The following is a 24129-nucleotide window of genomic DNA, read 5'->3' as shown; positions in this document are numbered from 1 at the left end:
GCACGGGTGGGAATCGACACCGTGCGCACAGGGGCTGCGGACGAGACCGCCGCTCTGCGGCGCGAGCAACGCGGCTGGTACTTCTACGACTGGGCCTGCTCGGTCTACTCGACGAGCGTCCTCACGGTGTTCCTGGGGCCCTACCTCACCTCGGTCGCCGAGCGGGCCGCGGACTCCGGCGGCTATGTGCATCCGCTGGGCGTGCCGGTCCGGGCGGGCTCCTTCTTCGCCTACTCGGTGTCCCTCTCGGTGATCGTGGCCGTGGTGCTGATGCCGCTGGTCGGCAGCGCGGCCGACCGCACGGGCCGCAAGAAGCCCCTGCTCGCGGCGGCGGCGTACACCGGGGCGGCCGCGACCACCGGCATGTTCTTCCTCGACGGCGACCGCTATCTGCTCGGCGGGGTGCTCCTCGTCGTGGCCAACGCGGCGCAGTCCGTCGGGATGATGCTCTACAACTCGTACCTGCCGCAGATCGCCCCGCCCGAGGAGCGCGACGCGATCTCCTCGCGGGGCTGGGCCTTCGGCTACGCGGCGGGCTCCACGGTCCTCGTCGCCAACCTGGTGCTGTACTCGGCGCACGGCTCCTTCGGGCTGTCCCAGACGGAGGCGGTGCGGATCTGCCTGGCCGCGGCGGGCCTGTGGTGGGGCGCCTTCACGCTCGTACCGCTGAGCCGGCTGCGCGACCGGCACACGCGCGTGGAGCGCGCCACGGCGCCCGGACTGCGCCAGCTCGCGGCGACGGTCCGGGACATGCGCCGGCATCCGCTGACGCTGTCGTTCCTGCTGGCGTACCTGATCTACAACGACGGCATCCAGACGGTGATCTCGCAGGCCTCGGTCTACGGCTCGCAGGAGCTGGGGCTCGGTCAGTCGACGCTCATCGTGGCGGTGCTGCTGGTGCAGGTGCTGGCGGTGGCCGGGGCGCTGGCGATGGGGCGGCTGGCCCGGACGCACGGCGCGCAGCGCACGATCCTGGGCTCGCTGGTGGCCTGGACGCTCACCCTGGCGGCCGGCTACTTCCTGCCCGCGAAGGCGCCGGTGTTCTTCTTCGTGCTGGCCTCCGGCATCGGCCTGGTCCTCGGCGGCAGCCAGGCGCTGTCCCGGTCGCTGTTCTCCCATCTCGTACCGCCCGGCAAGGAGGCCGAGTACTTCTCGGCATACGAGATGAGCGACCGCGGGATGAGCTGGCTCGGGCCGCTGCTGTTCGGCGTGACGTATCAGCTGACCGGCAGCTATCGTTCCGCGATCATCTCGCTGGTGGCCTTCTTCGTGATCGGTTTCGCCCTGCTCGCCCGGGTTCCGGTGCGGCGGGCGATCGCCGAGGCGGGGAACCCCGTCCCGGAAAAGATCTAGCGCGGATTTAGCGCTCAAGGCGAAAGGGCGGTAGTGTACGCGTTTGGCCTGCCAGGCGTACCGTTACTGCGCGTCAAAGATGCCGAAACGCTGGGTGACATCTGCTAGCAGATGTGACAAACCGGGCGCTGGTGGGTACAACAAGGGGCGGCTACGACGGCGACGCATGACCCGGAACGGGACTCGGAACGGGAATCTTTACCGCCGACCGGACGTTGACCGGATGACGACGACAGCGACACCTGTCCTGTGGGCGACAAGCCCGGGAGGCACGATTCATGAGTGAGCGAGCTCTTCGCGGTACGCGCCTCGTGGTGACCAGCTACGAGACGGACCGCGGTATCGACCTGGCCCCGCGCCAGGCCGTGGAGTACGCATGTGAGAAGGGGCATCGTTTCGAGATGCCCTTCTCGGTCGAGGCGGAGATCCCGCCGGAGTGGGAGTGCAAGGTCTGCGGGGCCCAGGCACTCCTCGTCGACGGCGACGGCCCTGAGGAGAAGAAGGCCAAGCCCGCGCGTACCCACTGGGACATGCTGATGGAGCGGCGTACCCGTGAGGAACTCGAAGAGGTCCTTGAGGAGCGCCTGGCGGTTCTGCGCTCGGGGGCGATGAACATCGCGGTTCACCCTCGGGACAGCCGTAAGTCCGCATAACGCCGCAGACGAACACACCGCGGGCGCCGTACGTGAATCTCACGTACGGCGCCCGCGGTCTTCGTATGGGTTACGGGACGCTCAGCGCGTCAGGGGCGGGTACTGCTCCCCCGGCTCCGGACGGTGTCCCGCGCCGTCCTCGCGGATGACCTCGCCCTGCACCACCTTGCCGTCGGGCCGGTGCATACGGGCCTGCTGGAAGGCGTCGCCCAGACTCCCCGGGGCCGCGGCACGCAGCCGCTTCTCCAGGGTGTTCTCGGCGAAGCGGCTCACGGCCTTCTGGACCGGCGGCAGGAGCAGCAGGAGACCCGCCGCGTCGGAGAGGAGGCCGGGGATCATCAGCAGCAGACCGCCGAGCATCATCAGGCCGTTGCCGCCGCCGCGCGCCGGGGAACCGCCCTGCTGCAAGGCCTCGTTGAGGCTCTGGAAGGCACGGCGGCCCGCCCGCTTGATGACCACGGAGCCGCCGACGAGGCCCGCGACGAGCAACAGGAAGACGGCGAGACCGCCGGCCGCGCCCGCGACCAGGGTCAGCAGCCAGATCTCCAGCACCAGCCACGCGGCGACCCCCAGCGGCAGATACCTGCGCAGCCGGGAGCGCCGGGGCCGGGTGGTGTACGCGGAGGTGGGAACGCCAGTCGTCATGCTCCCAGTGTGCCTGGCGGCCCTTCAGCACGGGATAAGGGGCCGATCGGCCCCGACCGTGGGACGAGCGTCAGGCCCGCTTGCCCTTGAGCTTGGCGACACGGTCCCCGGCGCCCCAGGCGGTGACCCGCCACAGCGCCTCGATGAGGATGTTCTTGCTCATCTTGGAGTCGCCGAGTTCGCGCTCGACGAACGTGATCGGGACCTCGACCACGTGGTAGCCGGCCCTGACCGCGCGGCGGGCGAGGTCGACCTGGAAGCAGTAGCCCTGCGAGGCGACCTCGTCCAGGCCCAGGCCCTCCAGCGTCTCGCGCCGGAACGCCCGGTAGCCGCCGGTGATGTCGCGCAGCGGCAGGTCGAGGGCGATGCGGGAGTAGAGGCTGCCGCCGCGGGAGATGAACTCACGGGACTTGGGCCAGTTGACCACCCGGCCGCCGGGCACCCAGCGGGAGCCGAGCACCAGGTCGGCGCTCTTGAGGGCGGTGAGCAGCCGGGGCAGCTCCTCGGGCTGGTGGGAGCCGTCGGCGTCCATCTCGATCAGCACGCCGTAGTCGTGCTCCATGCCCCAGCGGAAGCCCGCGAGGTAGGCGGCGCCGAGGCCTTCCTTGCCCTTGCGGTGCATCACCTGGACGTGCGTGTCCTCGGCGGCCAGTTCGTCGGCGAGCTTGCCCGTGCCGTCGGGACTGTTGTCGTCCGCGATCAGCACGTGCGCCTCGGGGACGGCCTTGCGTACCCGGCCGACGATGGTCTTGATGTTCTCCGCCTCGTTGTAGGTCGGAATGATCACCAAGGCTGTGCCGAGCGGACCGAACTGCCTCCCCTGGTTTTTGGCGTCCAGGGTCCCGTCGCCGTCGTTCACTGCTGCCCCTTCTGGTCGTACGCAGGGGTCCAACCATAGTGGCCGTGGCCTGGCCGGTCGCACCGACATCGTTCGTATCGTGGTGTCGATTCCACAAGAGTGGGGTAAGAACGCGTTTTTCGGCACCTTGGCGGTGGGCATTGAGTATCTTTACCGCCGCCTGTGACCCCGACGCCCCCTGTGACCCCTGCGGATGGAGGCCCGGCGCCCTTCGGGCCGACCTGGGACCCGCTGGCTGCGGATCGACCGAAAGCCGTTGTCTACTGAGCGCCGGGCCCCACCCGGGTCACACCTTGCCGACCGGCCGGAACGTTCCCTCGTCGGCGCGGGCGCTGAGCCTGGCTCCCAGTGACGGTGCCCGGTGCGGCACACCGTCCCTGACCCAGCGGCGCTGCGACGAGTCGCGTGAACGCTCCCCGGTCGGACGTCCGGTGGTGGACTCGGACGAACCTACCGGCCCGTGGGCGCCGACTGTCAAACACCCCCCGGACCGGCCACGACGGCCGGGGCGCCGGGCCGGCCCGGGAGGATGCGCAGGTCGGGCGGCGCGACGGCGGCGACCGGCCGGCGCCGCGCCACCCCGGCAGATCACTCGCCCGGCCGTACGAACACCGTTCGTCCGCCCACCACCGTACGCAGGCAGACCGGCAGGTCCCGACCCGGGGTGAGGTCGGGAAGGCCCGGTGTGCCGGAGCGCGGGTCGGTCGACCAGCGGGCCACCCGGTCGTCGGGGGCCTGGACGACCAGCTCGTCGGTGCGCCAGACGGCGTAGTCGGCGGGGGCGCCCGGCACCAGGATCCCCGCGTCGTCCCGTCCCACGGCCCGCCAGCCGCCGCGCGTGTGGGCCGTGAACGCGGCGCGCACGGAGATCCGGTGCTCGGGCGTGTGGTGGAACGCGGCGGCGCGCACGGTGCCCCACGGGTCGAGCGGGGTGACCGGGCTGTCGGAGCCGAAGGCGAGCGGCACGCCGGCGCGCAGCAGGGCCGCGAACGGGTTGAGGGTGCGGGCCCGCGCCGCGCCCAGCCGCCGCGCGTACATGCCGTCCTCGCCGCCCCACAGCGCGTCGAAGGCGGGCTGCACGGAGGCGATCAGGCCCAGTTCGGCGAAGCCGGCGACCGTCTCCGGGGTGAGCATCTCGGCGTGTTCGACGCGGTGGCGGGCGGCGCGGACGCGGGCGAGGCCCAGCTTCTCGGCGGCGGCGCGCACGCCCTCCACGACGGCGCTCACGGCGGCGTCGCCGATGGCGTGGAAGCCGGCCTGCAGGCCCGCCTCGGTGCAGGCGACGACATGCGCGGCGACGTCCCCGGCGTCCAGGTAGGCGGTGCCGGTGTGGGCGGCGTCGGCGTAGGGCTCGTGCAGGCAGGCAGTGTGCGAGCCGAGGGCGCCGTCGGCGAAGAGGTCACCGGCCGCTCCCACGGCGCCCAGTTCGCGCGCCCTGGCCACGCCCTCGTCGGCCCGCTCGGCCCAGTAGCCGACGACCCGCGGGCCGGACTCCTCGGCGGCGAGCGCGAGCAGGCCGGTGAAGTCGTCCTCGGAGGAGATCTGCGGCCCGCCGCACTCGTGCACCGTGCCGATGCCGAGCGAGGCGGCGTGCGCCAGGGCGGTGCGCTGGGCCTCGGCACGCTGGGCCGGGGTGACGGCGGCGTACGCGGCCCGGCGTACGGCGTGGTGGTCGTCCTTCGTGAGCGGGGCGTCCGTGCGCGGGAGGTCGCCGGGGACCAGGTCGAGCAGGGCGGTGGTGACGACCGCGGAGTGGACGTCGATGCGGGAGAGGTACAGCGGGCGGCCGCCGGTGGCCTCGTCCAGCTCGGCGCGGGTCGGCGGGCGGCCGCCGGGCCAGCGGGCGGCGTCCCAGCCGTGGCCCAGCAGGACGCGGTCGTCCGGGCGGGCGGCGGCGAACTCGCGGACCCGGGCGAGGGCCGCGTCCAGCGAGGGGGCCGCGGACAGGTCGAGGCCGGTCAGGGCGAGGCCGGTGGACGTGGTGTGCACATGGGCGTCGGTGAAGGCGGGGGTGACGAGGGCGCCGTCGAGGTCGACGACCTCGTCCACACCCTCGGCGAAGGCGTCGGCGGCGCCCTCGGAGCCGACCCAGGCGACGTGGCCGGCCTCCACGACCATCGCCGTCGCGAAGGGGTCCGCGGGGCTGTGCACCTCGCCGCGGCGCAGGAGGACGGTCTGGGGGGGCTCGGCGGTGCGCTCACTCATAGCCGACAGTTTCTCTCGCCACGGCGGCGCCGCCGCACCAGGGGCACCTCTCAGCGTGCCCGCCGCCGAAGGGTCAGATCTTCGGCGGTCTCGCCTCGTACGGCGTCGACAGCACCACGGTCGTCCGGGTCGAGACGCCCGCCAGGCTGCGCAGCCTGGCCAGCAGCTCCTCCAGTTCGTGCGGGGTGGCCACGCGGACCTTGAGGATGTAGTTCTCGTCGCCGGCGACGCTGTGGCAGGCCTCGATCTCGGGGACGCCGGCGAGGCGGTCCGCGATGTCGTCGGGGGCGCTGGGGTCGAACGGTTTCACCGAGATGAAGGCGGTGAGCGGCAGCCCGACGGCCTCGGGGTCGACCACCGCGGCATAGCCGCGGATGACGCCCCGCTGTTCGAGCCGCCGCACCCGCTGGTGCACGGCCGACGTGGACAGGCCCGTGGCCTTGCCCAGGTCGGTGTAGCTCATCCGCCCGTCCTTGACGAGCAGCTGCACGATCTGTCGGTCCAGCTCCTCCATGGCGCCAAAACCTACCGTGCGCCTGATCTCCCGGGGTAGCCGAGAGCGCAGGTCATGGCCGGTTCGCGACGAAAAGCACCGGGAATCGCCCCGCGCACGCACCTGCACGCGGCATGTGACGAACGACACACGCCTCGAACGGTCTCCGTGATGTTCTCGTGATTACCCCCGGGACCGGACGGGAAGTGCTTGCTGTGGTCGAGGCCGCAGCGCCTTCACGGCCCAGCCTTAGGGGGAGAATCCCATGCAGAGTGTCCATCGCCCTGGTCGCACCACGTCCAAGCGGCAGCAGCCGGTCGTCGAGCCCGAGCCGGAGTACGTCGAACCCGACGCCCTCGACGACGAACCGGACGCCTACGACACCTTCGAGATGTACCGGGTGATCTGCCCGGACTGCGCGCAGCCGATCGCGCTGCTGGCGGGCGAGGAGATCCTGCCGGAGCACGCGCTGTGCGTCTCGCCGTGGAACCCGTTCGGGCTCACGGTCTGTGCGGGTACGGGCCGCGCCGCGGCCGACGCCCGCTCGGCGGACGAGTCCGCCGAGCCGCAGGAGCAGGACACCGCCCTGCTGCTCACGCTCCCCCAGGGTCTGAACTGGCGGACGCAGCCCTTCTCGCACGTCGGCGGCCCGGGCTCGCGCCCGATGCGCGTGCCGGAGATGCGCCACCAGGCCGCCTGAGCCACCGCGGTTCCCGCCGCCCGGCCGGCTCAACTCCCGTACGTGCCCCGCACCATGGCGCGCAGGTCGGCGTGGTGCAGGATCAGTGTGTCCGGGTCCGCCGGCACGGCGGCCTCCCCGAAGTGCACCTGGCGGTAGGCGACGCGCAGCATGACGATCGCGTGCCGCAGGGCGGCGTAGAGGAGGTAGAACTCCATGTCGCGCGGGGTGTGCCCGGTCAGGCGTGCGTAGCGGGCCTCGACCCGGTCGCGGCGCAGGAGTTCGGGCAAGCCGCGCTGTCCGGAGCCGACCGTGAGGTCGTGGAAGAAGCGGTGCAGATAGACCGTCCAGCCGAGGTCGACCTCGCGCGGGGCGAGCGCCGCCATCTCCCAGTCGAGCACGGCGACGGGGTCGAAGCCGTCGTAGACCACGTTCCCGATGCGCGCGTCGCCCCAGGTGAGGACGGGTGGGCCGGGCTCGCCCGGCCAGATGCGGGCCAGCCGGTCGAAAGCGGCCTCGATCAGCGGCGAGCGGGGCAGTCCGTCGATCACCCAGGCGTAGTAGGCGCGTTGGGCCGACACATGGCGGTGCAGCGCGTCGCCGTCGCCGGGCAGGGACAGGAAGTCGGCCTCCCCGGCCGGGACTTGGTCGTGCAGCCGGGCCAGCAGCCCGATGGTCGCCGCCTCCAGGTGCTCGCGCTCCGCCTCGCTCGCCGCGTGCAGCCAACTGCCCTCGTACGTGTACGGCATGACGTCCGGCGGCACCCGGCCCGCCACGCGTTCCATGACGAAGAACGGCGCCCCGAGCGGCCCCGGGTCCTCCTCCAGCCACAGCACCCGGGGCACGGGCACGTCGGTGCGCTCGGCCACGAGGCGCAGGGTGCGGTACTGGCGGGCCATGTCGTACTCCGGGAAGACGGTGTACGCCGACGGGTCCGCGGCCAGCCGCAACGCGCAGGAGCGCAGCGATGGTCGGGGGTGCTCGATGTCGAACAGCAGGGTCTCGCTGGACATGCCGTTGGAGGCCGGGACGGTGATCCCGGTGGCCTTGGCGCCGGGCAGCCGGGTGCCGAGCCAGGCCGTGAGGCGGCGGCCGAGTTCCTCGGGGTCGCGGGTGCTGGTGCGGGGGCGCATGCGGGGCTCCTCCCTCAAGGCGCGACCGAGTCGAAGCCGGTGAAGCCGCTCGGGTCGTGCCGGCCGAACGAGCCGTGTTCGAAGATGCCGTACCCGGTGCGTCCGTCGAGCCGGAAGCGGGCGGAGTGGTCGGTGACGCCGTAGGCGGCGAGGGGGTGCGGCGCCGTCATGTCGTACGTGCGGCGGTCGGTCCAGCCCGGTCCGCGCCAGGTGCCGTGCTGCCAGTCGTCGGCGGGCGGGTAGCCGGCGCCGACGGCGAGCGGCGAGGAGGCGAGGATCTCGACGTCGAGTTGGCGGGAGCTGCGGGCGTCGCCCAGGTGGACGACCGCCCGCTGCGGGTGGCGGGTGCCGGAGCGGTAGCTGATCTCGACCTGGGGCCAGCCCAGTTGGCGGTCGCGGTGGCCGGGGCGGACGAGGGTCGCGTCGTTCAGGGAGCGGTGGCCGTCGGCGTCCTCCTGGGTGACGACCATCAGGAAGCGGTCCTCGAAGCGGACCGGGCACCAGATCCAGTGGAAGCCCTCGGTGGGGTGGTTCTCGGCGAGCGGTCCGCCGTCCTCGCCCGGGACCGGCCGCACGCCCCAGCTGCGGTCCCGGGTGCCGGTCCAGTCCGCTGCGGTGACCCGGAACTCCTCTCCCCCGGCCCGGATCATGCCCTCGGCGGTGCCGGCCTGCACGAAGCGGCGGCCCTCCAGGGTGAGCCGGTCGCCCCGGCGCTGGAGGTGGTGCGGCTCCCACAGCGCGGGGAAGGCGGCCGTCCAGGTGAGGTCGTACGAGAGCTGCTCGTCCGCGCAGATCAGACGCAGCCGGCGCAGCGGCTCGGCGACCTCGATGCGCAGCGGGCCGACGGCGAGCCGCATGCGGTCCTCGCCGAGGGCGTCGCAGGCGCGGACGGCGTGCAGGGTGTCGCCGGTGCGCAGGGTGGCGTAGGCGTCGATCACGCCGAGGTTGGGGTAGACGCCGAGGCCCAGGATGAGCAGGGCGCGTCCGGCGTGGTCGAAGACGTGGAAGATGCAGCGGTCGTAGGCGTTGCGGTCCCCGGTGGCCACGTGCTTCATGGACAGCGGCACCTGGTGCACGGGGTACTCGTCGAGCGGTACGGGACGGTCGTCGGCCACGGACACCCCCTGGTGGACGGTTCGCTGACGGTACGTCAGGCGGGGGGAGGTGGCCAGAGCGGGAACCGGACGTGCGTGAACTGACGCCCGATTCTGCGGGGCGGTGACCCGTCCGGCCTGGACGGCGTTGCCCGGGTATGACCCTCATGTACGAGGACACCGGGCGTCAGCGCCGACTCTTCGTCCCGCGCCCCGCGGAATCGGTTCCGCCACCGCCGGCGCCGCAGGATCCGCCCATCTACCGCGCGCTCATGCGGGCCTGGGCCGACCGGGGCCGCACCCTGCCGGGCCGCCACGACCCGGAGTGGCTCAGGCTGGCGGCCCCTACGGTCCTCAGGGGACAGTTCAGCGACCCTCGGGTCCCGCCACATGGCGGGCGATGACCATCCGCTGGATCTGGTTGGTGCCCTCCACGATCTGGAGGACCTTGGCCTCGCGCATATAGCGCTCGGCCGGGAAGTCGGCGGTGTAGCCGTAGCCGCCGAGTATCTGCACGGCGTCCGTGGTGACCTTCATGGCCGTGTCGCTGCAGTGCAGCTTGGCCATGGCGGCCTGCCGGGCGAACGGCTTGCCCGCGTCGCGCAGCCGGGCCGCCGCGAGGTAGAGCGCGCGGCCGGCCTCGATCTGGGTGGCCATGTCGGCGATCATGAAGCGCAGCCCCTGGAAGTCGGCGACGGGGCGGCCGAACTGGCGGCGCTCGGTGGCGTAGGCGACCGCCTGGTCCAGGGCGGCCTGGGCGAGACCGATCGCGCAGGCCGCGATGCCGAGCCGGCCGGAGTCGAGGGCGGACAGGGCGATGGAGAAGCCCTGGCCCTCATCGCCGATCCGCCGGTCGTCCCCGATGCGGACGCCGTCGAGGTGGACCTGTGCGGTGGGTGAGCCCTTCAGGCCCATCTTCTTCTCGGGCACGGCCGCGCCGAGGCCGGGGGTGTCGCCGGGGACCAGGAAGGCGGTGATGCCGCGCGGGCCGTCCTCGCCGGTGCGGGCCATCACGGTGTAGAAGTCGGCGATCCCGCCGTGGGTGATCCAGGCCTTGGTGCCGTTCAGCACCCACTCCTCGCCCTCCCGCACGGCCTTCGTGCGCAGGGACGCGGCGTCCGAGCCGGAGGACGGCTCGGAGAGGCAGTAGGCGCCGAGCAGACCGCCGCCGAGCATCGCGGGCAGGTGCTCGACCTGCTGCTGCTTGGTGCCGTAGGTGGCGAGGGCGTAGGAGGCGAGCGTGTGCACGCTGACGCCTATGCCCACGGTGAGCCGGGCCATGGCCAGCTCCTCCAGGACCTGGAGGTAGACCTCGTAGGGCTGGTCGCCGCCGCCGTACTCGGCGCCGTAGGGCAGGCCGAGCAGTCCCGACCGGGAGAGCAGGGTGAAGACCTCGCGCGGGAAGCGGCCCGCTTCCTCCTCCTCGGCGGCCGTCGGCGCGATCTCGCGCTGGGCGATCTCACGGACGAGCGCGAGCAGGTCCCTCGCCTCTTCCGTGGGCAGTTGACGCTCCACCGGCTGCGGGTCGCGGTCGGACATGGCGTCGGTCTCCTCCCTGTCGGGCACAGGCGGGTGGCCCGTGGGGTGGGAGCTGCTCCGCCTGATCGTTCTGGATGGCCGCGGGCGCCCGCTCCTGGGTCTCAGGAGTTGCTGACCAGCGGCTCTGCGCTGTGAGTATGCCCGATCAGGGACCTCCCGTCACCAGTTAACGACCGCTTACTTCAAGAAAGCAGTGCTACTCGGCGCACGCAACTTTCAACAGAAAGTGACGGGGGTCTGTGCCGTGCCGGACGTACGCGGGACGACCGGTTCTCAGGTGTCGCGGCGGGCCGGCTGCGGGGCCGGGTGGGCCGGATCCAGCTCCTCGACGGCGCGCAGGACGCCGCCCAGCGTCTTCACCAGCAGCTCGCGCATGAGGTCGCGGGACAGCCCGGGGCGGTCGATCCAGTCCAGGGTCGCGCCCTCGACGCTGCACACCCAGGACAGCAGGCCCATCCGGGCCGGAGCGGAGATGTCCCGGCGGCCGTAGGCGCCCTCGGCGATGGTGTCGACGATCGCCTCGCGCACGCCGTCCCGTATGGCGTGCACCTCGGCGTCGAAGCCGACGCCGCCGCTGACGATCGTGCGGTACGCGGCCTGGTGGTGCTCGGCGTAGCGCAGGTAGCTGTCGATGGTGCGGTGGACGCGGTCGACGGCGGCCAGGTCGAGCCCGCTCGCCGCGAACGTGACCAGGTCGGCCACGGAGTCCTGGATGATCGCCAGGTAGTAGCCCCGCTTGGACTGGAAGTAGTAGTAGATCAGCCCCTTGGCGACATGCGCCTGGCGGGCGATGTCGTCCATGGACAGCGCGTCGTAGGACGTGTCGGCGAACAACTTCCGCCCGATGGCGATGAGTTCGGCGCGACGCGCGACCGAGCGCTCGGTGCCGCGCATCCGGGGACGGACGGCGGCACGCTGGTGCGGCATGTTCAATTTCGACCCTGTTCCAGGCGGTCGGCGGGACATCCGCAGTATGTCAGAACAAGCCGCACGCGTGAGCGGGTCGGATCAGAGCAGACCGAGCTGGGTCACGAGCATCGCGACGACGGCCACGAGGACCCATCCCATGGCGTGCTCGACGATCTTCGGGCCGTCGTCGCGGGGCCCTCCGGTGCGGGCGCGGGTGGCGGTGGCCGGGTGTGCGGTCATGGAGTTACTCGCAGAGGTCGGACGTACAGAGCAGGTTCCCCTCCCGTTTGTCCACCTTGCCACCCGCGACGGCCTGTGCGTTGATGAGCTTGCTCACACGGTCAGCGCACGCCCACCGCCGCGAGCGCCTCGCGCCGGCGCGGGCCCGGACGCGCCGGGAAGTAGAGGTAGCACACTCCCCCGCTGCCGGAGACGACCTTGCCCGCGGCGTTGTACCGCTTGGTCCGCAGCCAGATGTTCTCGAACTCCCGTCTGCGATAGACCCGTCGGACCGCGGCGTCGTCCGGCGAGGCCGGGTCGTTGGCGATGACGTCGCCCTCCGCGGTGAAGCCGATGACGGTCATCAGATGGCCGGAGGTGCCGTAGCCCGCGCCGGTCAGCTCGCTCGCCAGGAAGGACTGGGATGTGATGACCGGGATGTCGGCCGCGACCAGCGTCTCCACGTCGGTGAGCGAGGCGAGCCGGGTGACCACGCCCTGGATGCCGTCGAAGGTGGCCGCGTAGGCGGCGTTGAACGGCCAGTTGCCGCAGCCCTCGTACTGGTAGTCGTAGGTGAACCGGGCCGCGTTGTCGACCTGCGGGTCGGCGTAGGACGGATCCACCCAGGCCAGCTGCTCGGGGGTGAGCCGGCCGCCCCAGTACTCGACGATCATCTGCGAGGAGGTGGGGCTGCACCAGGCCTCGCCGCCGTTGTCGTACTGCGGGTACTGGCCCTTGTGGATCTCCTGCGAGTAGCGCGGGACGGTCAGTTCGTGGGTGAGGCCGGGGGCGGAGGCCGGGACCGTGAAGCGGTCGGGGACGTCGGAGCCCATGGCGCCGAGCCGCCAGACGGTCGGGGTCAGCTCGGTGCCGGGCCTGCGGTAGAGGGTCAGGCGCAGTCGGTACGAGACCAGGCGCAGACCGGTGCTCGCGTCGGCGATGGCGAAGGTGTCGGTCGAGATGCCGCTCCTGCCGTCGCCCTGGCCGTCCACCGAGGTCCGCTTGATGTCCTGGTCGCCGGCCGCCCAGCGGCCCATCACGTACCAGGGGGTGGCGGTGCCGTCGGAGTACGTGCCCCGCAGTTCGACCTGGAGCCAGGTGCCCTCGGGGGTGTGGGCGTTCCAGGAGGCGACGACCTCGGTGGCCGGGACGGCGAGCAGGTGGACCGGGCCGGTCCACACGGCGTACTCCCAGGTGGCGGTCGTGCCGGTGTGCGGGTCGGTGTAGTCGGTGCGGCCGGCGGGGATGCCGATCACGACGCCGGGGCGCACGCCGGAGACGGCCCGGACGCCCTCGGCGGCGCCGAGGCGCCACTGGCCGTACGTGGTCCAGGCCCGGTAGTCGATGGGGCGGGCCTGCGCCCGGGCGGGCCCGCCGGCCCCGGCGGACGGCCGCTGCGCGGCGGCGGCAGCGGGAGGCGCGGCGCCGGCCGCGGCTGCGGCGACCACTGCGGCTGCGGTGAGGACGGTTCTGCGGGACGGCTGCTGGGCTCTGCTCATGGGCGCGGTTACCCCCAGGTGTCCGGGTCGGGGCTGGTCCGGTAGGTGGTCTGCGCCAACTATGAGGCAGGCGCCATGCCCCTGCCAGCGCTTCGGCGCATGCCGCGCGATGAATATTGGTCTGCGCCTCTGGCGGCGTGCCCCGCGCCCCTGGGATCGCGGGGTGCGGGGCACGGGCGGTCAGACGAGGTCCATCGCCGCCACCTCGTCGGGGCCGCCGTAGCTGACCGGCCCCTGGAAGCGGCGGCGGGCCGTCGCGAACCACCACACCGTCGCGACGAGCAGGACGGCGGCGAGCGCGATCGGCGCGTAGTTGAAGGAGTCGACGGTGATCGGCGAGGCCTGCGGCAGCATGAACAGCACGCTGCTGAGCAGGATCCAGACCACCGCGAGCCAGCCGACCGGCCGGCCCCAGCGGCCCAGGTGCCAGGGGCCCGGTTCGAACCCGTCCCCGAGCCGCAGCCGCAGGAAGATCGGTACGGCGTAGGCGAGGAAGAGGCCGACCACGTTGACGCTGACGATCGCGGTGAACGCCGTGTGGGACCACCAGCCGGGCACGACGAGGGCCAGCGAGCAGACGACCGCGAGCCAGACCGCCTTCACGGGCGTACGGGTGCGCGTCGAGACCGAGTGCCACCAGCGCGAGCCGGGCATCGCGCCGTCCCGGGAGAAGGCGAAGATCTGCCGGGTGTTGCTGGTGAGGTTGGCGAGACCGCAGAAGAGCATCGCGCCGATGACGATGAGGAGCATGACCTTGGCGGTGCCGAGGCCGAGTGCGTCGATGAGGATCTGCACGGGCGGCGCGCCCGCGCCGGCTTCCTTGGCGTAGTCGCCAATGCTATAGACCAATGCGAGCATCAGGATCAGGCCGGTGATCGCCGAATAGCCGATGGCGCGGGTGATCCCCCTCGGCGCGTTGACCGTCGCGCGGACCGTTTCCTCCGACATGTGGAAGCTGCCGTCGAAGCCGGTGAAGGTCCAGCTGGTCACCAGCAGACCTAGCATGCCGCCGTAAAGCCCGCTCGTGAAGCCGGTGTTGTTCTCGAAATGCGTCACGAACGAAGCCGGTTGATGGTGATCGGGGATCACTATGAGTGCGCCCACGATCACGACCAGTCCGATCAGCAGCCACCACACGGAAATGCGGTTCAGTACGGCGACGAGTTGCACGGTGTAGGTGTTGGCGAGCCCCTGCACCACGATGACCAGCGCTGTGATCAGCACCGTTTGATGCGTGGTCGGCTGGTAGGACGGCCACTGGAGGCTCACGAAGGCCTGGATGAAGGTGGCGGCCGCATAGCCCGTGGCGGCGGTGCCGCCGATCTGGCCGACGAAGTTCAGCCAGCCCGTGAACCAGGACCAGGCCCCTTTGTGCCGCTTGGCGAGTTTACCGGCGGAGAAATACAGGGCGCCGCTCGTCGGATAGGCCGAGGCGACTTCCGCCATGGCCGCGCCGATGAGCAGCACCATCACGGACACGCCGATCCAGCCGAAAACGAGAATGCGGGGGCCACCCGCACCCATTCCGAATCCGAAGGAGGAGAAAATGCCCGAGAGGATATTGATGATGGTGAAGGAGATCGCAAAATTGTCGAACGCCTGGAAGCGCCGGGTGAGTTTACGCGGATAGCCCATCGCATGCAGGGTCGCATCGTCGTCGAGCGCGACCGCCTCTTCGCCCGCACGGGCCTTCGCCCGTGGAGCCGACATCCGTTCCGACACTGTTCGCCTTTCTCTCGGTGGGGGCGGAGCACGCGTCTCCCGGGGGCGGAGACCGTGCGGGGTCAGGCGGGCCCCGGGACGGGCAGGCCGCAGGCGCGCCGGGCCCGGGAGAGCTGCTCGGCGGGGTCACCGAAGGCGCTCCAGGGCATGCGCGAGGCGTACGGGCCCATGGCCGTGAACACCGCCCGGGCCTCGAACTCGCGCTGGCCCATGACCAGCGCGTGCGCGAGGTAGGCCAGGTCGAGCACCGGGGTGAAGCGGTATCCGGCCACCGCGGGCAGCCAGTTCTGGTAGATCGCGAGCGCGGTGGCACGCCACTGCGGCTGCTCCCAGACCTGGTCGGCGAGCAACTGGGTCGGGTTGTAGCTCTCCACCAGGGCCACCAGGGGCAGCAGCCGCAGGGCGGAGTCGGCGGGCGCCCGCTGGCTGAGGAAGGCGGCCACGTCCCAGGCCGCGTTGACGGAGCCGCCGTGGCGCGTGAAGAAGAAGGAGAGGAAGCGGTGGTGGGCCTCGCGGTGCCAGGGGTCCAGCGAGAGGACGTGGGCGAACAGCCGCCAGGGGCCGGGCGGGGCGGTGAGCAGGCCGTGCGGGGCCGGGTCGCGCAGCCGGTGCAGCCGGGCCATGGCGAGCTTGGCCGCCCAGGGGGTGGGGTCCGCGGGGGCCAGGGCGGCGGCCCGGTCGCAGGCGCTCAGGGCGATCCGCTCCAGTGCCTCGGCGCGCTCGTCGTGGGCGTCCGCGGCCCGCAGCGCGCGCTGCACCGCGACCCGGGCCCACATCAGCGCGGCCTCGGGGGTCGGCTCCTCGTCGAGCCAGCGCTCGACCAGATCGGTGCCGGCGGCCTCGGAGGCGATAACCAGCGAGCGATGGGCGCGCAGGCCGAAGTCGGAACGCGTCTCGGCGAGCGCCTCGTACGCGTATCGATAACGACCGGCGCGCACATCGACGCATACACTCGCCAGCACACGGTCGTCGGCGGCCGGATGCCACACATACTGCCCTTCGAATAACTCCGCGGCCATGTCCCCCTACCAGTCCCCGTACGACGCATGGTCAGTTGCGCTGGAGGCACCCTACTCACGGGCGGGCACCCCCGGAACGCCGAATTCGACATATCGGTCAGGTGATTTCCCGAATGTTTTTCCGGGCCATTGACTGGCCGCCAGCCGATGGTTCAAACCTCTACTAGACTGTTTCCGGAAATCCACCCACACCGCCGCACACCTCGGGAACCGTCATTCGCGACCTCGCCGCCCGGCTGCGCCGGCTCCCGCCCTCCCTCGGGCCGGTCCGGCTGATCGGCGTCGACGGGCACGCCGGCTCCGGAAAGTCCACGTTCGCCGGGCAGTTGGCCGCCGCGCTGGACGGGGCGCCGGTGCTGCACCTCGACGACATCGCGAGCCACGAGCAGCTCTTCGCCTGGACCGACCGGCTCATGGCCCAGGTGGTCGGCCCGCTCGCCCGCGGCGAGAGCGGGCACTACACCCCCTACGACTGGCGGGCCCGCGCCTTCGGCGCGCCGCGGCCGCTGCCGGCCGCTCCGGTGATCCTGCTGGAGGGCGTCGGCGCCGGCCGCCGGGAGCTGCGGCCGCATCTGGCGCGGCTGCTGTGGATGGAGCTGCCCCGGGAGGAGTCCTGGGCGCGCGGCCGGCTGCGGGACGGGGCGGAACAGCGGGAGTTCTGGGACGGCTGGGTCGAGGCGGAGCGCGCGCACTTCGCCGCCGACCCCTCGTACCCCCATGCCGATCTCCTGGTGACACAGACACCGATGGGGTACGAGGTGCTGCCGGGACCCGGGTCAACCCCTGGACCGGACCAGGCCGTGACCCTGAGTGACGGACCATCGCCAATGTGGTGAACCTGTGAAGGCCCCTGCGGGTGAACTTCTCCGAGTGCCTCAACTCTGCTTGACCGGGGGCCCGTACAGGTCTTACGTTCTCAATGTGCGGTCAATCGGAACCGCCCACCAACGCGAAGCCCCCGGTTGTTCCCCCGTGACCGGGGGCTTCGTACTGCCCTAATGCCGCTTTCCGGGCGCTCCGCGCACCGAGCCGCTCACCCTCGGTCACGAAGCCTGTCCGCCCCGTCCGCTCCCACCTCGTCAAACGGCCCCTACGGCACCCTTCGGCAGGCGGTCCCGGCGCGGGTACGATGCCATCGGTGCGAGCGACGAGCGGCTGCCTCGCACACTGCAACTCCGGTCCGCGGCACGGCGGTTCGACCGCGGCGGCCCCGGGCGTCCGCCCGGTGGTGAACCACGGGGGCACGGTCTGTGGGGGGACGGATGGACTTCGGCACGCAGGGCCCCGACGCCCCGGCCGACCTCGCCTGGCTGCGAGGTGTCGACGCGTACACGATGGGGGCCTATCCGCAGGCGGAGGAGGAGTTCCGCACGGCGGTGCGGATGGACCCGGGCATGGCGGACGGCTGGCTCGGGCTGCACGCGCTCCGGGTCGACACGACGACCGCGCTGCTCAGAATGTTCCGGCACCGCGACCGCTTCGGCGAGCAGCGCACCCGGCACCGCAGGCCCCTCAACTCCTGGTACTGGCTGGGCTGGTGGGTGCAGCCGGTGTTGGAGAGCCCGCGCGATCTGCTGCTGGCGCACGCCTCGCACTGGCTGGACGGCCGGCACGTGCCCGAGCTGGACCGGGCGCTCGCCGGACTGCCCCCCGTCGACACCGACCCCCAGGTGCGCTTCCTGCACGCCTGCCGGGCCTATCTGGTCAAGGACTGGGAGCAGTTGGTCCGGCACACCGACCCGCTGCTGGACGATCCGCTGCTCGGCATCGAGGCGGGCCTGTTCGGCGGCATGGCCCGGGTCCGGCTGGAGATGTACGGCCAGGCCGAGCCGCTGCTGTCGGCGGCGCTGATGCGCTGCCGCAGCGAGCAGCCGCAGCGCAAGGAGCTGCGCTACTGGCTGGCGCGGGCGCACGAGGGCACGGGCCGCTCGGCGGCGGCGCTCCCCCTGTACCGGGCCGTGCACCGCGTCGACCCCGCGTTCATGGACACCTCGGCGCGCCTCGCGGCGATCGCCGAGGGGGACGGGTACGACGACGCCGCCGGCCTCGCCGCGATCAGTCTGACCGGCGCCGGGCAGGACAGCGTCGACGGACCGGACGGCTTCGACGCGCTCTTCGGCACCGAGGGCCGTGATCTTCGGCTGCCGGAGCCGGATCTGCCGACCGGGCCCCTGCCCTCGGTGGCCGACCCGGCAGTGCGCGCGAAGACCGGAGTCCCCTCCTCCCCGATCCCGGCCGGGCCGACGGATCCCGCCCTGCTGGAGGAGGCACTCGCCGAGCTGGAGCGCATGGTGGGGCTGGAGCCGGTCAAGCGCCAGGTGAAGGCGTTGTCCGCACAGCTGAACATGGCCCGGCTGCGGGCCGGGCAGGGGCTGCCGGTGCAGCCGCCGAAGCGGCACTTCGTCTTCTCCGGCCCGTCGGGGACCGGCAAGACCACGGTGGCCCGGATCCTCGGCCGGGTCTTCTACGCGCTCGGCCTGCTCGGCGGGGACCACCTGGTGGAGGCCCAACGGGCGGATCTCGTCGGCGAGTACCTCGGGCAGACGGCCGTGAAGGCCAACGAGCTGATCGACTCCGCGATCGGCGGGGTGCTGTTCGTGGACGAGGCGTACGCGCTGTCGAACTCCGGGTACGGCAAGGGGGACGCGTACGGCGACGAGGCCCTGCAGGTGCTGCTGAAGCGGGCCGAGGACAACCGGGACCACCTGGTGGTGATCCTGGCCGGCTACCCCGAGGGCATGGACCGGCTCCTGGCGGCGAACCCCGGGCTGTCCTCGCGCTTCACGACCCGTGTCGACTTCCCCTCCTACCGGCCGCAGGAACTCACCGAGATCGGCAAGGTGCTGGCGGCGGAGAACGGGGACGTGTGGGACGAGGAAGCGCTGGAGGAGCTGCGCTCGATCGCCGGGCACGTGGTCGATCAGGGGTGGATCGACGAGCTGGGCAACGGCCGCTTCCTGCGGACGCTGTACGAGAAGAGCTGCGCGTACCGGGACCTGCGGCTCTCCGCCTACCTGGGCGCGCTCTCCCGGGACGACCTGGCGACGCTGCGGCTGCCCGACCTGATGCAGGCGTACGGAGAGGTGCTGTCGGGGCGGGGCCCCCAGGATCCGCCGGGTGTGTGAGCGCCCTCCCCCGAACGGACACGGGGAACCGGAACGGACACGGGGAGCTGCGTGACGGCCGATCATCGGCCCGCCGTCACGCGGCTCCCCGCCGTCCGGGCTAGTTGGCGAGCGCGCCCTCCGGCTCGTCGCTGGCTCTCGGCTCGGGCATCTCGCGGTGGGCCGGGTCCCGTACCTCTCCCACCAGCAGCTCCAGTACGTCTTCCAGGGCCACCAGACCCAGCACCTTGCCGGAGGCGTCGGCCACCTGGGCCAGGTGCGTGGCCGCCCGGCGCATGACCGTGAGGGCGTCGTCGAGCGGCAGCTCGGCCCGCAGGGTGGTCATGGGCCGCCAGACGTGCTGCGGGACGGCACGGTCGGAGCTCTCCAGGTCCAGGACGTCCTTGACGTGGACGTAGCCCATGAAGGCGCCCTTGTCCGTCGCCGCGACCGGGAAGCGGGAGTAGCCGGTGCGGGCCGTCAGGTCGACGATCTCGCCCGGGGTGACCGCCGGCGCCACGACGACCAGGGACTCCCGGCGCAGCAGGACGTCCGTCACCGGGCGGGAGCCCAGCTCCAGGGCGTCCTCCAGGCGCTCCCGTTCCTCGGGGCCGAGCAGGCCCGCCTGGCCGGAGTCCTCCAGCAGGCGGTTGAGCTGCTCGGTGGTGACGACCGCCTCCACCTCGTCCTTCGGCTCGACCCGGAACAGGCGCAGGATGGCCTGGGCGCAGGCGCCGAGGGCGACCGTGATCGGCTTGCACACGCGGGCGAACGCCACCAGGCCCGGGCTGAGCCAGAGCGCCGCCTTCTCGGGGGCCGCCATCGCGAGGTTCTTCGGCACCATCTCGCCGATCACGAGGTGGAAGAAGACGACCGCCATCAGCGCGATCGCATAACCCAGCGGGTGGATCATGCCGTCCGGCAGCCGGACCGCCGCGAACACCGGCTCCAGCAGATGCGCCACCGTCGGCTCGGCGACCGCGCCGAGGGTCAGGGAGCAGACCGTGATGCCGAACTGGGCGGCGGCCATCATCTGCGGCAGGCGCTGCAGACCGTAGAGCACCTGGCGGGCGCGTGCCGTGCCGAGCGGCTCGATCTGGCTGCGGCGCACGGAGACGAGCGCGAACTCGGCACCGACGAAGAAGCCGTTGGCGAGCACGAGCAGCGCGGCGAAGGCCAGTTGGAGGAGGCTCATCGGGCGGCCTCCATCACGTTCGCCGCCGGGGCCGTCCTGACCAGGCGGACCCGTTCGGCGCGGTAGTGGCCGACGCGGCGCACCGAGAGCCGCCAGCCGGGCAGTTCGGCCCGGTCGCCGGGGGCAGGGATCCTGCCGAGCAGGTCCGCGACCAGGCCGGCGACCGTCTCGTACGGCCCCTCGGGCACGTCGAGTCCTATGCGCTGGAGGATGTCGACGCGGACGCTGCCGTCGACGTCCCAGGCCGGTTTGCCGTCCTGCGGCGGGGCGACGGCGAATTCCGGCGTGTCCGGGCGGTCGTGCTCGTCGCGGACCTCGCCGACGAGTTCCTCGACGATGTCCTCCAGGGTGACGACGCCGGCCGTGCCGCCGTACTCGTCGACGACGACCGCGATGGGCTGCTCGGAGCGGAGCCGGGCGAGGAGGGGCTGGACCGGCAGGGTCTCGGGGACGAGCAGCGCCTTGCGGGCGATGCGGCTGACCGGGGTGCGCAGCCGGTCGTGGACCGGGACGGCCAGGGCGTCCTTGAGGTGGGCCATGCCGACGATCTCGTCGATCTTCTCCCGGTAGACGGGGAAACGGGACAGGCCGGTGGCCCGGGTGAGGTTCACGACGTCCTCGGCGGAGGCCGAGTCCTGGAGGGCGCTGACCTTCACGCGCGGGGTCATGACGTGCTGCGCGGTCAGCTCGCCCAGGGACAGGGTGCGCACGAACAGGTCGGCGGTGTCCTGCTCCAGGGCGCCGGCCTGGGCGGAGTGCCGGGCCAGGGAGACGAGCTCGCCCGGGGTGCGGGCGGAGGCCAGCTCCTCGGCCGGCTCGACGCCGAGGGCCCGGACGAGCCGGTTGGCCACGGTGTTGAGCGCGGCGATGACCGGGCGGAACAGCCGCGAGAAGTGGGCCTGCGGGCCGACGACGAAGCGCGCGACCTGGAGCGGCTTGGACACCGCCCAGTTCTTGGGCACGAGTTCGCCGATGACCATCTGGATCGCGGAGGCCAGCAGCATGCCGACGACCACGGCGATACCGGAGACGGCACCGCCCGGGAGGCCGAGTGCGGCGAACGGGCCGTGCAGCAGCCGGGCCAGGGCCGGTTCGGCGAGCATGCCGACGACCAGGGAGGTGATGGTGATGCCGAGCTGGGTGCCGGAGAGCTGGAAGGACAGCTCCTTCAGCGACTCGACGACCGTACGGGCGCGTCGGTCGCCGTCGGCGGCGGCCTTCTCGGCCTCCGGGCGCTCGACCGTCACGAGGCCGAACTCGGCCGCCACGAAGAATCCGTTGGCGAGAATCAGCAGGAGGGCGGCTGCCAGGAGCAGCAGAGAGGTGGTCACGATGCCGCCGCCTTCCCGGTATGTCGGGTCGGGGCGGCGCAGGTACTACAGGACGATCCGTCCATCGCTGGAGGGAGTCACTCCTCGGGTAGCAGGAACCCCTGGGCACCGGGGCGGCGCGCAGGGGCGGAGGCGCAGCGAAAAGGCCTCCGCCACCAGATTAATCAAGACAAGGGCCGCTCGGGCAGGGTGGGCGCCCCGGAGTCGGCCCCGATCTGCCCCCGAGTGAGCCCGGAGCCGCCCCCGAGGCAGCCGCGACGGGCCCCTGAGGGCCGTGCTCGGCAGCCGGGTCAGCCCCGGTCGTGGGCGCCGTCGACCGTCGAGCGGGCCTCGGCGAGCGCCCGCAGGGCCCGCGCGTCGGCGATGGCACGCTGCTTGGCGAGGCCCGGCTGGATGCCGAGCGCCGGCAGGCTGGTGCCGTCGCTGAGGTTGAGGAACACCCACGGGTCGCCCGGGCGGAGGTTCACCTGAACGATCTCCGCCCATTCCAGGCGCCGCTTGCTGGCGATGTTGACCACGGTGACGCCGGAGTCGTCGGCGACCACCCTGATCCGGGCCAGCACGGCGAGCACCCAGAAGACGAGCCCTCCGGTCACGACGAAGCTGAGCCGCTCGCCCGGGCCCAGCTGCTCCAGCAGCAGGCCGACCGCCGTGATGGTCAGGAAGATCGCCACACCGGCGGTGAGCAGGATGGCCCGGGTGTGGCCCGGCCGGAAGGTGACGGGGAGGTCGGGAAGGGAGGTCGGGTCGGACATCGGTCGGCGTACCCCTCTTACAGGCGGCAGGCGTGGATGGCCGTGGTGAGGATGGCGCGGGCGCCGATGGCGTAGAGGTCGTCCATGATCCGCTGCGCCTCCTTGGCGGGGACCATGGCGCGGACCGCGACCCAGCCCTCGTTGTGCAGCGGCGAGACGGTCGGGGACTCCAGGCCGGGGGTGAGCGCGACGGCCTTCTCCAGCTGCTCGACGCGGCAGTCGTAGTCCATCATCACGTACGTCCGCGCGACCAGGACGCCCTGGAGGCGGCGCAGGAACTGCTGGACCTTCGGCTCGGCGGCCTCCGCGGCGTCGGCGCCGGTGCGCCGGATGACGATCGCCTCGGACTTCATGATGGGCTCGCCGAACACCTCCAGGCCGGCGTTGCGCAGGCTGGTGCCGGTCTCTACGACGTCGGCGATGACCTCGGCGACGCCGAGCTCGATCGCGGTCTCGACGGCGCCGTCGAGGTGGACGACGGAGGCGTCGACGCCGCGCTCCGCGAGGTGCCCCGCGACGATGCCCTCGTAGGAGGTGGCGACCGTCCTGCCCTTGAGGTCCGCGATGCCGTTCGCCGTGCCGGGCTTGGCGGCGAAGCGGAAGGTGGAGCGGGCGAAGCCGAGCGGGAGGATCTCCTCGGCGCCGGCGCCGGAGTCGATCAGCAGGTCGCGGCCGGTGATGCCGATGTCGAGGCGGCCGGAGGAGACGTAGATCGCGATGTCGCGGGGACGGAGGTAGAAGAACTCGACCTCGTTCTCCGGGTCGACGATCCGCAGCTCCTTGGACTCGCGGCGCTGCTGGTAGCCGGCCTCATGCAGCATCTCCGCCGCAGGGCCGGACAGGGAACCCTTGTTGGGGACGGCGATGCGCAGCATGAGGTCGGCTTCCTTTGCGTGAAGGGGTTTTACGGCTGGTACGGCAGGCTGTTCACAGGTGGGCGTAGACGTCGTCCAGGGAGATCCCGCGGGCGACCATCATCACCTGGACGTGGTAGAGCAGCTGCGAGATCTCCTCGGCGGCGGCTTCCTTGCCCTCGTACTCGGCGGCCATCCAGACCTCGGCGGCCTCCTCGACGACCTTCTTGCCGATGGCATGGACACCCTTGCCGACCAGCTCTGCGGTGCGGGAGGTGGCGGGATCGCCGTGGGCGGCCTTGTGCTGGAGCTCGGTGAAGAGCTCCTCGAACGTCTTCTTGGACATGGTGTGCCCCACCCTAGCCGCTGTGGTGGCCGACCTAGTGCCAGGGTTCGGATACTGAGCGCAGCGTGGCCGCCGTCGCCACCGCCGCCGTCACCGCCTCGTGCCCCTTGTCCTCGTTGGAGCCCTCGATGCCGGCCCGGTCCAGGGCCTGCTCCTCGGTGTCGCAGGTGAGCACGCCGAAGCCGACGGGGACGCCGGTCTCGATGCTGACCTGGGTGAGGCCCTGGGTGACGCCCTGGCACACGTAGTCGAAGTGGGGCGTGCCGCCGCGGATGACGACGCCGAGGGCGACCACCGCGTCGTAGCCGCGGCCCGCGAGGACCTTGGCGGCGACCGGGAGCTCGAAGCTGCCGGGGACCCGGATCAGGGTCGGCTCGTCGATCCCCAGGTCGTGCAGGGCGCGCAGGGCGCCGTTCACCAGACCGTCCATCACCTTCTCGTGCCACTGCGCCGCGATGACGGCGACCCTGAGGTCGCTCGCGCCCCGTACGGACAGCTCCGGTGCACCCTTGCCGCTCACGTT

Annotated in this window: 23 protein-coding genes; 5 read left to right on the top strand and 18 right to left on the bottom strand. The window is 72.0% G+C overall.

The window, feature by feature from the left end:
* Nucleotides 1-6: 6 nt before the first annotated feature.
* Entirely contained in the window at nt 7-1353 is a 1347-nt protein-coding gene (locus ACFC8N_RS41420) for an MFS transporter (protein WP_376294646.1), read from the top strand.
* 278 nt (nt 1354-1631) lie between these two features.
* Nucleotides 1632-2006 carry an RNA polymerase-binding protein RbpA gene (locus tag ACFC8N_RS41415; protein WP_003977404.1) on the top strand — a complete coding sequence of 125 codons (375 nt, stop codon included), beginning with the start codon at nt 1632-1634 and terminating at the stop codon, nt 2004-2006.
* Nucleotides 2007-2087: 81 nt separating this feature from the next.
* On the opposite strand, the gene fxsA is transcribed toward ACFC8N_RS41415, so the two are convergent.
* From fxsA to ACFC8N_RS41395, 4 genes are all read right to left on the bottom strand, one after another.
* Nucleotides 2088-2651, bottom strand: a complete 564-nt coding sequence (fxsA, locus tag ACFC8N_RS41410; RefSeq protein WP_356032821.1) for an FxsA family membrane protein — start codon at nt 2649-2651, stop codon at nt 2088-2090.
* A 70-nt stretch (nt 2652-2721) separates the two neighbouring features.
* Entirely contained in the window at nt 2722-3510 is a 789-nt protein-coding gene (locus ACFC8N_RS41405) for a polyprenol monophosphomannose synthase (protein WP_356032818.1), read from the bottom strand.
* Between the two features lie 588 nt (nt 3511-4098).
* A complete protein-coding gene (locus tag ACFC8N_RS41400) occupies nt 4099-5715 on the bottom strand; it encodes an amidohydrolase (protein ID WP_376294643.1) in 1617 nt (538 codons plus the stop codon).
* Nucleotides 5716-5788: 73 nt separating this feature from the next.
* Complete coding sequence (locus ACFC8N_RS41395) at nt 5789-6229, bottom strand: Lrp/AsnC family transcriptional regulator (RefSeq protein WP_067046457.1); 441 nt, start codon at nt 6227-6229, stop codon at nt 5789-5791.
* A gap of 244 nt (nt 6230-6473) precedes the next feature.
* Here ACFC8N_RS41395 and ACFC8N_RS41390 point away from each other — a divergent pair, with 244 nt between their 5' ends.
* A complete protein-coding gene (locus ACFC8N_RS41390; protein ID WP_356032812.1) occupies nt 6474-6908 on the top strand; it encodes a hypothetical protein in 435 nt (144 codons plus the stop codon).
* A 29-nt stretch (nt 6909-6937) separates the two neighbouring features.
* Here the strand turns inward: ACFC8N_RS41390 and ACFC8N_RS41385 are convergent, their stop codons facing one another.
* From ACFC8N_RS41385 to ACFC8N_RS41350, 8 genes are all read right to left on the bottom strand, one after another.
* Entirely contained in the window at nt 6938-8020 is a 1083-nt protein-coding gene (locus ACFC8N_RS41385; RefSeq protein ID WP_376294639.1) for a phosphotransferase family protein, read from the bottom strand.
* A gap of 14 nt (nt 8021-8034) precedes the next feature.
* The gene (locus ACFC8N_RS41380) at nt 8035-9135 is read right to left on the bottom strand and encodes a hypothetical protein (RefSeq protein WP_376294636.1); all 1101 of its coding nucleotides are present in this window, start codon (nt 9133-9135) and stop codon (nt 8035-8037) included.
* A gap of 345 nt (nt 9136-9480) precedes the next feature.
* Nucleotides 9481-10653 carry an acyl-CoA dehydrogenase family protein gene (locus ACFC8N_RS41375; protein WP_376294633.1) on the bottom strand — a complete coding sequence of 391 codons (1173 nt, stop codon included), beginning with the start codon at nt 10651-10653 and terminating at the stop codon, nt 9481-9483.
* A gap of 273 nt (nt 10654-10926) precedes the next feature.
* A complete protein-coding gene (locus tag ACFC8N_RS41370; RefSeq protein ID WP_376294630.1) occupies nt 10927-11580 on the bottom strand; it encodes a TetR/AcrR family transcriptional regulator in 654 nt (217 codons plus the stop codon).
* Nucleotides 11581-11661: 81 nt separating this feature from the next.
* Nucleotides 11662-11802 carry an SCO1431 family membrane protein gene (locus ACFC8N_RS41365; RefSeq protein ID WP_356032799.1) on the bottom strand — a complete coding sequence of 47 codons (141 nt, stop codon included), beginning with the start codon at nt 11800-11802 and terminating at the stop codon, nt 11662-11664.
* Nucleotides 11803-11903: 101 nt separating this feature from the next.
* Nucleotides 11904-13280, bottom strand: coding sequence for a peptidase C39 family protein (locus ACFC8N_RS41360; protein WP_376294627.1), 1377 nt, complete (start codon nt 13278-13280; stop codon nt 11904-11906).
* A 180-nt stretch (nt 13281-13460) separates the two neighbouring features.
* Nucleotides 13461-15002, bottom strand: coding sequence for an amino acid permease (locus ACFC8N_RS41355; protein WP_356032793.1), 1542 nt, complete (start codon nt 15000-15002; stop codon nt 13461-13463).
* A 62-nt stretch (nt 15003-15064) separates the two neighbouring features.
* Nucleotides 15065-16021, bottom strand: coding sequence for a hypothetical protein (locus ACFC8N_RS41350; protein ID WP_356032791.1), 957 nt, complete (start codon nt 16019-16021; stop codon nt 15065-15067).
* 215 nt (nt 16022-16236) lie between these two features.
* Between ACFC8N_RS41350 and ACFC8N_RS41345 the strand changes: the two genes are divergently transcribed.
* Entirely contained in the window at nt 16237-16857 is a 621-nt protein-coding gene (locus ACFC8N_RS41345; RefSeq protein WP_356032870.1) for a hypothetical protein, read from the top strand.
* Between the two features lie 426 nt (nt 16858-17283).
* On the top strand, nt 17284-19146 hold the full coding sequence (locus ACFC8N_RS41340) for an AAA family ATPase (RefSeq protein WP_356032788.1): 1863 nt from the start codon (nt 17284-17286) through the stop codon (nt 19144-19146).
* Nucleotides 19147-19246: 100 nt separating this feature from the next.
* Here the strand turns inward: ACFC8N_RS41340 and ACFC8N_RS41335 are convergent, their stop codons facing one another.
* The 6 genes from ACFC8N_RS41335 to ribH form a co-directional block, all read right to left on the bottom strand.
* On the bottom strand, nt 19247-20320 hold the full coding sequence (locus tag ACFC8N_RS41335; RefSeq protein ID WP_356032786.1) for a hemolysin family protein: 1074 nt from the start codon (nt 20318-20320) through the stop codon (nt 19247-19249).
* A complete protein-coding gene (locus ACFC8N_RS41330) occupies nt 20317-21651 on the bottom strand; it encodes a hemolysin family protein (protein ID WP_356032783.1) in 1335 nt (444 codons plus the stop codon). Before ACFC8N_RS41330 ends, ACFC8N_RS41335 begins: the two co-directional genes overlap by 4 nt.
* Before the next feature lie 290 nt (nt 21652-21941).
* On the bottom strand, nt 21942-22406 hold the full coding sequence (locus ACFC8N_RS41325; RefSeq protein WP_356032780.1) for a PH domain-containing protein: 465 nt from the start codon (nt 22404-22406) through the stop codon (nt 21942-21944).
* 17 nt (nt 22407-22423) lie between these two features.
* On the bottom strand, nt 22424-23281 hold the full coding sequence (gene hisG, locus ACFC8N_RS41320) for an ATP phosphoribosyltransferase (RefSeq protein WP_356032778.1): 858 nt from the start codon (nt 23279-23281) through the stop codon (nt 22424-22426).
* A gap of 52 nt (nt 23282-23333) precedes the next feature.
* Nucleotides 23334-23606 (bottom strand): phosphoribosyl-ATP diphosphatase, encoded by a 273-nt coding sequence (locus ACFC8N_RS41315; protein ID WP_007491392.1) that lies wholly within the window; start codon nt 23604-23606, stop codon nt 23334-23336.
* A gap of 34 nt (nt 23607-23640) precedes the next feature.
* Complete coding sequence (gene ribH, locus ACFC8N_RS41310; protein ID WP_071375103.1) at nt 23641-24126, bottom strand: 6,7-dimethyl-8-ribityllumazine synthase; 486 nt, start codon at nt 24124-24126, stop codon at nt 23641-23643.
* Nucleotides 24127-24129: the final 3 nt, after the last annotated feature.

This window comes from Streptomyces sp. NPDC055966, assembly GCF_042269865.1.
In the GTDB taxonomy this organism is placed as follows: Bacteria; Actinomycetota; Actinomycetes; order Streptomycetales; family Streptomycetaceae; genus Streptomyces.
The sequence above is the reverse complement of the archived record's forward strand: the minus strand, read 5'-3'. Positions and strand labels throughout refer to the sequence as shown.